The sequence below is a fragment of the Pseudomonas sp. Xaverov 259 genome (assembly GCF_019352915.1).
In the GTDB taxonomy this organism is placed as follows: domain Bacteria; phylum Pseudomonadota; class Gammaproteobacteria; order Pseudomonadales; family Pseudomonadaceae; genus Aquipseudomonas.
In genome coordinates, this window is record NZ_JAAAFV010000031.1 from 79,975 (window position 1) to 87,745 (window position 7,771).

Below are 7,771 nucleotides of genomic sequence, written 5' to 3' on the forward strand. Positions count from 1 at the left end.
CACAGCATGCAGGTTCACGAAGGTTATGCCGATTTCCGTGGCTTCCGGACATGGTTCCGGGTCACCGGCGACTTGAAGTCCGGGCGCCTGCCCTTGATCGTCGCGCACGGCGGCCCCGGCTGCACCCATGACTACGTCGACAGCTTCAAGGACCTGGCCGATACGGGGCGCGCGGTGGTGCACTACGACCAACTCGGCAATGGCCGCTCCACGCATCTGCGCGACGCACCCGCTGACTTCTGGAATGTGGAGTTATTCCTGGCGGAACTGAACAACCTGATCGAGCACCTGCACATCCGCGAGTACGCGCTGCTGGGCCAGTCCTGGGGCGGCATGCTCGGGGCTGAACACGCGGTACGCCAACCCGCCGGGTTAAAGGCATTGATCATCGCCAATTCGCCCGCCTCCATGGACCTGTGGTGCGCCGCCGCGAATGAACTGCGCCAGGCGCTGCCCGCCGAGGTGCAAGCCACCCTGCTGCGCCATGAGGCGGCCGGCACCACCGACAGCGCCGAGTACCGCGCGGCCTCGGATGTGTATTACGCCCGCCACGTCTGCCGCCTCCAGCCGGAGCCCGCCGAAGTGCTGCGCACCAATGCCGCCATCGACGACGACCCCACCGTGTATCACACCATGAACGGCCCCACTGAGTTCCATGTGATCGGCAGCCTGCGCAACTGGAGCATCATCGAGCGCCTGCCACGCATCGAGGTGCCGACGCTGTTGATCTCCGGACGCTTTGATGAAGCCACGCCTGCCACGGTACAGCCGTTTGCCGATGGTATCCGCGACGTGCGCTGGCAGATTTTTGAGGCGTCGAGCCATATGCCGCATGTTGAAGAGCGTGAGGCGTGCATGGCGTGTGTGGGAGCGTTTCTGGCGCACGTGGAGTAATAACCGACAAGCCCATGTGGAACGGGGTTTATGTGGGAGCTGGCTTGCCTGCGATGGCGGTGGTGAATTCACTGTTGCTATCGCAGGCAAGCCAGCTCCCACAGTTGACCTTTGTCGCAGGGGAAATCTGCATTCGCCTCGGTGCCCTGCGAAGCAGGGCTTTGCTGTTGTGCCCGCATTTGTAAAAGACTATTACGCAGCACAATGTACTAACTGGTTACTTATATTGCTAAAATCGCGTCTTTGCCCTCTCACCTTCGAGTCCTGTCGACATGAAAAGAGCATCGCGCGCCGCTGGCGCCTCTAGATTTCTCCTGCTGGGCCTGGGCGTGGTTATCGCCCTGCTCGGCGTAGCGCTGGCTGTGGGCGGCGCCAAACTGGTCAGCCTGGGCGGTTCCTGGTACTTCCTGGTCGGTGGCGTGGCCATGGCCATTTCCGGCCTGTTGATTGCGCGGCGCAAGCCGGCGGGTGCATGGCTGTTCGCCGCGTTCCTGGTCTGCACCGCCGTGTGGGCGATTGCGGATGTGGGCCTGGTGTACTGGCCGCTGTTTTCGCGGCTGTTCATGTTTGCGGTGATCGGCCTGGTGGTGGCGCTGGTGTATCCGTTGCTGGTCGGCCGGCCTGCGCGCGGTGCCTATGGCGTTGCCGCCCTGCTGGCAGTCGGCGTGGCGGTGGCGGCGGGCAATATGTTCGTGGCGCACCCAAGCGTTGCGCCCACCGGCAAAGGCCCAGGCATCACGCCGGTGGCCGCTGCCGACGCACAGAAAGACTGGGCGCATTACGGCAACACCGAAGGTGGCAGCCGTTTTGCGGCGCTGGACCAGATCAACCGCGACACCGTCAATAAGCTCAAAGTGGCGTGGACCTACCACACCGGCGACGTGGCGATCAGCGATGGCAACGGCGCCGAGGACCAACTGACGCCCCTGCAGATCGGCAACAAGGTGTTTATCTGCACCCCGCACAACAACCTGATCGCCCTGGATGCCGACACCGGCAAAGAACTGTGGAAGAACGAAGTCAACGCCAAGTCGGCAGTCTGGCAGCGTTGCCGTGGCATGGCGTATTTCGACGCCACCGCGCCGCTTGCCCAGCCAACCCAACCCAACAGCTCGCCGATCATTGCCGCCAGCGTACCGGCCGGGGCGCAATGCCAACGCCGCCTGCTGACCAACACCATTGATGCGCGCCTGATCGCAGTGGATGCCGACACCGGCAAATTCTGCGAAGACTTCGGTACCCACGGCCAGGTGGACCTCAAGGCCGGCCTGGGCAATGTACCCGACAGTTACTACCAGCTGTCCTCGGCCCCCTTGATCGCCGGCACCACCGTGGTGGTTGGCGGCCGCGTGGCGGATAACGTGCAAACCGATATGCCCGGCGGTGTGATCCGCGGCTTCGACGTGATCAGCGGCCAGATGCGCTGGGCGTTCGACCCGGGCAACCCCGAAGACAAGCAAGCCCCGGCAGCCGGCAGCACTTATGTGCGCAGCACGCCGAACAGCTGGGCGCCGATGTCTTATGACCCGCTGATGAACACGGTTTTCCTGCCGATGGGCAGTTCGTCCACCGACATCTACGGCGTTGAACGCACCCAACTGAACCACAAATACGGTGCTTCGGTGCTGGCGCTGGACGCCTCCACCGGCGCAGAAAAGTGGGTGTACCAGACCGTCCACAATGACCTGTGGGACTTCGACTTGCCGATGCAGCCGAGCCTGATCGACTTCACCCCGCCGGGCAGCGACAAGGCCGTGCCGGCGCTGGTGATCGGCACTAAGGCCGGACAGATCTATGTGCTCGACCGCGCCACCGGCAAGCCGCTGACCGACGTGAAGGAAGTACCTGTCAAGGCCGCCAACATCCCCAACGAGCCTTACTCGCTGACCCAGCCTAAATCGGTGGGCATGCCACAGATCGGCGCGCAGACGCTGACCGAATCGGACATGTGGGGCGCCACGCCGTTCGACCAATTGCTGTGCCGTATCGACTTCAAGGGCATGCGCTACGAAGGCCTGTACACCGCGCCAGGGACTGACAAGTCGCTGAGCTTCCCGGGCTCTTTGGGCGGCATGAACTGGGGCAGTATTTCCACCGACCCGGTGCACGGTTTTATCTTCGTCAATGACATGCGCCTGGGCCTGTGGATCCAGATGGTGCCGTCGCAGAACAAGGCCCAGGCCGCCTCCGGTGGCGAAGCGCTGAACACTGGCATGGGCGCCGTACCGCTTAAAGGCACGCCGTATGCGGTGAACAAAAACCGCTTCCTGTCGGTGGCCGGCATTCCGTGCCAGGCGCCGCCGTTCGGCACCCTGACCGCCATCGACATGAAGACTCAGCAGATCGCCTGGCAAGTGCCGGTCGGCACTGTTGAGGACACCGGCCCGCTGGGCATCCGCATGCACCTGCCGATCAAGGTTGGCCTGCCAACCCTGGGCGGCACCTTGTCGACCCAGGGCGGGCTGATCTTTATCGCCGGCACCCAGGACTTCTACCTGCGCGCCTTCAACAGCGGCAACGGTGATGAAGTCTGGAAAGCCCGCCTGCCAGTGGGCAGCCAAGGCGGCCCGATGACCTATGTGTCGCCTAAAACCGGCAAACAGTACATCGTCATCACCGCCGGCGGTGCACGCCAGTCCACTGATCGCGGTGACTACGTGATCGCCTACGCCCTGCCGTAACCCTCTGTTCGCGCGGTGCTCCCGCACCGCGCACTCCTTTGTGTACATGCAGCCTGGAAGACCCCGCATGACCCTCACTTCTCATATGCCCTTCGGCCGCCTGGTGCTGGGCCTGGCCTTTGCTGCCGCCCTGCCCGTGCAAGCCGACGACACTACCCTGACCGGCGACTGGGGCGGCCTGCGCCGTGAACTCGACGAGCAAGGTGTCCGCTTCACCGGCGACTACAGCGGCGAGACCGCCTACAACGCCGACGGCGGCCAACACCGCTCAGCGCGCTACTCGCAGAACATCAAGCTGGGTGTGCAGTTCGACCTCGGCAAACTCTACGGCTTGACCAATGGCGACCGCATTCAACTGACCATCAATGACCGGCGCGGCAACAGCGCCTCCGAAGACCTGGTGGGCAACCGCCTGCCGATCCAGGAAAACTACGGCGGCCTCTACACCCGGCTCACCGAGCTGAGCTACGAGCGCACGCTGTTCACCCCCGCGCTGAACATCAAGCTCGGTTACATGGCGATGGGCAATGACCTCGGCGGCCTCGACAGCGGCATCCTGTGCAACTTCATGAACGCCGGTTTCTGCGGGCACCCGCTGAACATGTCCGGTGGCAGCGGCTGGACCAACTACCCGAATGCACGCCTGGGTGCGCGGGTGAAATACGACTTTTCGCCGAACTGGCAGCTGCGCGTGGCGGCCTTCAATGTCGACCCTGACAGCAACGGCAACTCCAGCCGTGCCTGGCGCCTGGCCCCCAAACACACCACCGGCACCGTGGTGCCGACCGAACTGGTGTACAAACACGCGGGCACGCTGCCGGGTGAGTACAAGCTGGGTTATTACTACGACAGCTCCGATGTGAAGCGCATCGGCAGCCACCAAGACGTCAACGGGCGCGGCGGCCATTACCTGCTGATCGACCAGGCCGTCTGGGCTTCCAGCACATCCGCAGGCCGTGTGCTGCACGCGTTCGGCCAATATTCGGCGGCCAGCGAAGCGGCTTCACCGTTCAGCAAGTGGTACGGCGCAGGCGTGGTGCTGTACAAGCCATTTGAAGGCCGCCCACGCGACACCGTCGCCCTGGGTTATGGCCGCGCGGTGCCGAACCCACGCAGCCGTGACGTGCAGGCGTTGGCGGCGTTCAATGCCGGGGCAGACTACCCCAATCTGAACAATGCCGAGCAATTGATCGAACTCAGTTATGGCTACCAGGCCACGCCGTGGCTGACCTTGCGCCCGGATGTGCAATACATCATCGAGCCGGGGGCGTTTTCCGGTGAGAGCATCGATAACGCGCTGGTGCTGGGTTTGCAGGTCAAGGCCGTATTCTAAAGGTCAGCTCTTTCAAGGGCTTGAGGATCGTTCCCACGCTCTGCGTGGGAATGCCTCATGGGACGCTCCGCGTCCCGCCCCCTGCGCCTGTGTGACGCGGAGCGTCACGGGATGCATTCCCACGTGGAACGTGGGAACGATCTTAGCCAGCTCCCACAGTTGTTCTACGAGGTACTTGCTCCATGCTGGTACTCACGCGGCGTACAGCCAAACTCACGCCGAAACACCGTGTGCAGGTACTGCGCCGATTTAAAGCCGCAATTGTGGGCAACGTCGGCGATCGCCAACGCGTGGTCTTCCAGGCCCTTGGCTGCTGCCGCAAGTTTGAAGCGCAGAATCTCGTCATGCACGCTGCACCCACGCACCTTGCGAAAGTGCGACTCCAGGGATGAGCGCGACACACCCACATACGCCGCCACCTGAGCGGTCTTGATGCCCTGGCAAGCGTATTGGCGGATAAACAGCAACGCCTGCATCACATAGGGATTGCCCAACGGTTGATGCAGGCTGGACGCCTGCACATTGATTGCATCCGGCGGCACCAGGATCTGCGTGCCCGCGCAGGGTTTGCCGTGCAGCATCTGGTGCAGCAGCGCAGCGGCCGTGCGGCCCATGGTCTCGGTGCCCTGGATCACCGAGCTGAGCGGCACGCGCGTAAGCGTGCGGGTCAGCGGGTCGTTGTCGATGCCGATCAACGCGACCTGTTCCGGCACGGCGATGCCGGCAGTCAGGCAGGCTTGCAGCAATTGCCGGGCACGGGCATCGGTGACGGCGATGATGCCGATGGGCTTGGGCAAGGCTTGCAGCCAGGCAATCTGCTGCTCCACCGCGCTGTCCCACAGCGGCGCACTGGTGCCCAGCCCACGGTACACCTCAACCTGCAAACCATCGCGTTGCATCAGGCGGCGAAAGGCTTTCTCGCGCTCTTGCGCCCAGCGGTTGGCCTGGGCTTCGGGCAGGCTGAAGCAGGCAAAGCGGGTCAGCCCCGCCTCAATCAAGTGTTCATAAGCCAGTTTGATCAACGCGTAGTTATCCGTGGCCACATACGGAATGCCTTTGGGATAGGCACGCGCATCCTCATAAGAGCCACCCACCGCCACCACCGGCAAATGAATATCGGCCAGCGCCTCGCCGATCAGCGGGTCGTCGAAGTCGGCAATGATGCCGTCGCCCTGCCAGCGTTCGATGCCTCTTAGCCGGCACAGAAAATCTTCTTCCAGGAACAAATCCCAGGACGCACGGGTACTGCTCAAGTAATTGCCGATGCCGGTGATGATGCCGCGGTCGTAGATTTTGCTGCCGTTGAACAACAGGGCGATGCGGTGCACGGGCGGTAGGGTTTTCATTGTTTTTGTCCTTGAGCCGGTCGTGACAGCCTAGCCCTCTCTACTCAAAATCGCACCATGGCTTGGTGACTTTCATAATCTTCGAGCCACAGGCCGTTGCTAGTATCGGGGCACCGCCAAGAACAATAAGGAAAACGCCATGCCGTACTTCCCAGGTGTCGAGAAGGTTCGCTTCGAAGGCCCCGACAGCGACTCCCCCCTCGCCTTTCGTCATTACGATGCCAACAAGCTGATCCTCGGCAAGCCCATGCGTGAACACCTGCGCATGGCCGCCTGCTACTGGCACACGTTCGTGTGGCCAGGAGCGGACATGTTCGGCATGGGTACCTTCAAGCGCCCGTGGCAGCGCAGCGGTGAGCCGATGGAAGTGGCTATCGGCAAGGCTGAAGCAGCGTTCGAGTTTTTCTCCAAGCTGGGCATTGATTACTACAGCTTTCATGACACCGATGTGGCGCCCGAAGGCAGCTCGCTCAAGGAATACCGCAACCACTTCGCACAGATGGTCGACCACCTTGAGCGCCATCAGGAACAGACCGGCATCCAGTTGCTGTGGGGCACCGCCAACTGCTTCAGCCACCCGCGTTTTGCCGCTGGCGCCGCCAGCAACCCGGACCCGGAGGTGTTTGCCTACGCCGCCGCCCAGGTGTTCAGCGCGATGAACGCCACGCAACGCCTCAAGGGCGCCAACTATGTACTGTGGGGCGGTCGCGAAGGCTACGAAACCCTGCTCAACACCGACCTCAAGCGCGAGCGCGAACAGCTCGGGCGCTTTATGCGCATGGTGGTGGAGCACAAGTACAAGATCGGCTTTAAGGGTGATTTGCTGATCGAACCCAAGCCCCAGGAGCCAACCAAACACCAATACGATTACGACAGCGCCACGGTGTTCGGTTTCCTGCATGAGTTCGGCCTGGAGCACGAGATCAAAGTGAACATCGAGGCCAACCACGCCACCCTGGCCGGGCACAGTTTTCACCATGAAATTGCCACCGCCGTGTCCCTCGGAATTTTTGGCAGCATCGACGCCAACCGTGGCGACCCGCAGAACGGCTGGGACACCGACCAGTTCCCCAACAGTGTCGAGGAGATGACACTGGCCACCTATGAAATCCTCAAGGCTGGGGGCTTCAAGAACGGCGGCTACAACTTTGACTCCAAAGTGCGCCGCCAGAGCCTGGATGAGATTGACCTGTTCCATGGCCACGTCGCCGCCATGGATGTGCTCGCCCTGTCGCTGGAGCGTGCCGCGGCCATGGTGCAGAACGACCGCTTGCAGCAGTTCAAGGACCAGCGTTATGCCGGCTGGCAGCAACCCCTGGGCCAAGCGGTGCTGGCCGGTGAGTTCAGCCTGGAGTCCCTGGCTGAACATGCCTTTGCCCAAGCACTCAACCCGCAGGCCGTGAGTGGTCGCCAGGAGATGCTCGAAGGCGTGGTCAACCGGTTTATCTACACCTGACCGCCAGCTGCTTCCGTGGCAAGCGGGCTTGTGTGGTAAGCGGGCTTGTGTGGCGAGCGGG

General features: G+C 62.6%; 5 protein-coding genes. 4 read left to right on the forward strand and 1 reads right to left on the reverse strand.

Going from position 1 to position 7,771, the window contains the following annotated elements; genetic code table 11:
• Positions 1-6 precede the first annotated feature (6 nt).
• The 3 genes from K0H48_RS11035 (at position 7) to K0H48_RS11045 (ending at position 4,908) form a co-directional block, all read left to right on the forward strand.
• A complete protein-coding gene (locus K0H48_RS11035; RefSeq protein ID WP_219267490.1) occupies positions 7-894 on the forward strand; it encodes a proline iminopeptidase-family hydrolase in 888 nt (295 codons plus the stop codon).
• Between the two features lie 272 nt (positions 895-1,166).
• Positions 1,167-3,575 (forward strand): glucose/quinate/shikimate family membrane-bound PQQ-dependent dehydrogenase, encoded by a 2,409-nt coding sequence (locus K0H48_RS11040; RefSeq protein ID WP_219267491.1) that lies wholly within the window; start codon positions 1,167-1,169, stop codon positions 3,573-3,575.
• A 67-nt stretch (positions 3,576-3,642) separates the two neighbouring features.
• On the forward strand, positions 3,643-4,908 hold the full coding sequence (locus K0H48_RS11045) for a carbohydrate porin (RefSeq protein ID WP_219267492.1): 1,266 nt from the start codon (positions 3,643-3,645) through the stop codon (positions 4,906-4,908).
• A gap of 164 nt (positions 4,909-5,072) precedes the next feature.
• Here K0H48_RS11045 and K0H48_RS11050 read toward each other — a convergent pair whose 3' ends face one another.
• On the reverse strand, positions 5,073-6,254 hold the full coding sequence (locus K0H48_RS11050; RefSeq protein ID WP_219267493.1) for a XylR family transcriptional regulator: 1,182 nt from the start codon (positions 6,252-6,254) through the stop codon (positions 5,073-5,075).
• 139 nt (positions 6,255-6,393) lie between these two features.
• Here K0H48_RS11050 and xylA point away from each other — a divergent pair, with 139 nt between their 5' ends.
• Complete coding sequence (gene xylA, locus K0H48_RS11055; RefSeq protein ID WP_219267494.1) at positions 6,394-7,710, forward strand: xylose isomerase; 1,317 nt, start codon at positions 6,394-6,396, stop codon at positions 7,708-7,710.
• Positions 7,711-7,771: the final 61 nt, after the last annotated feature.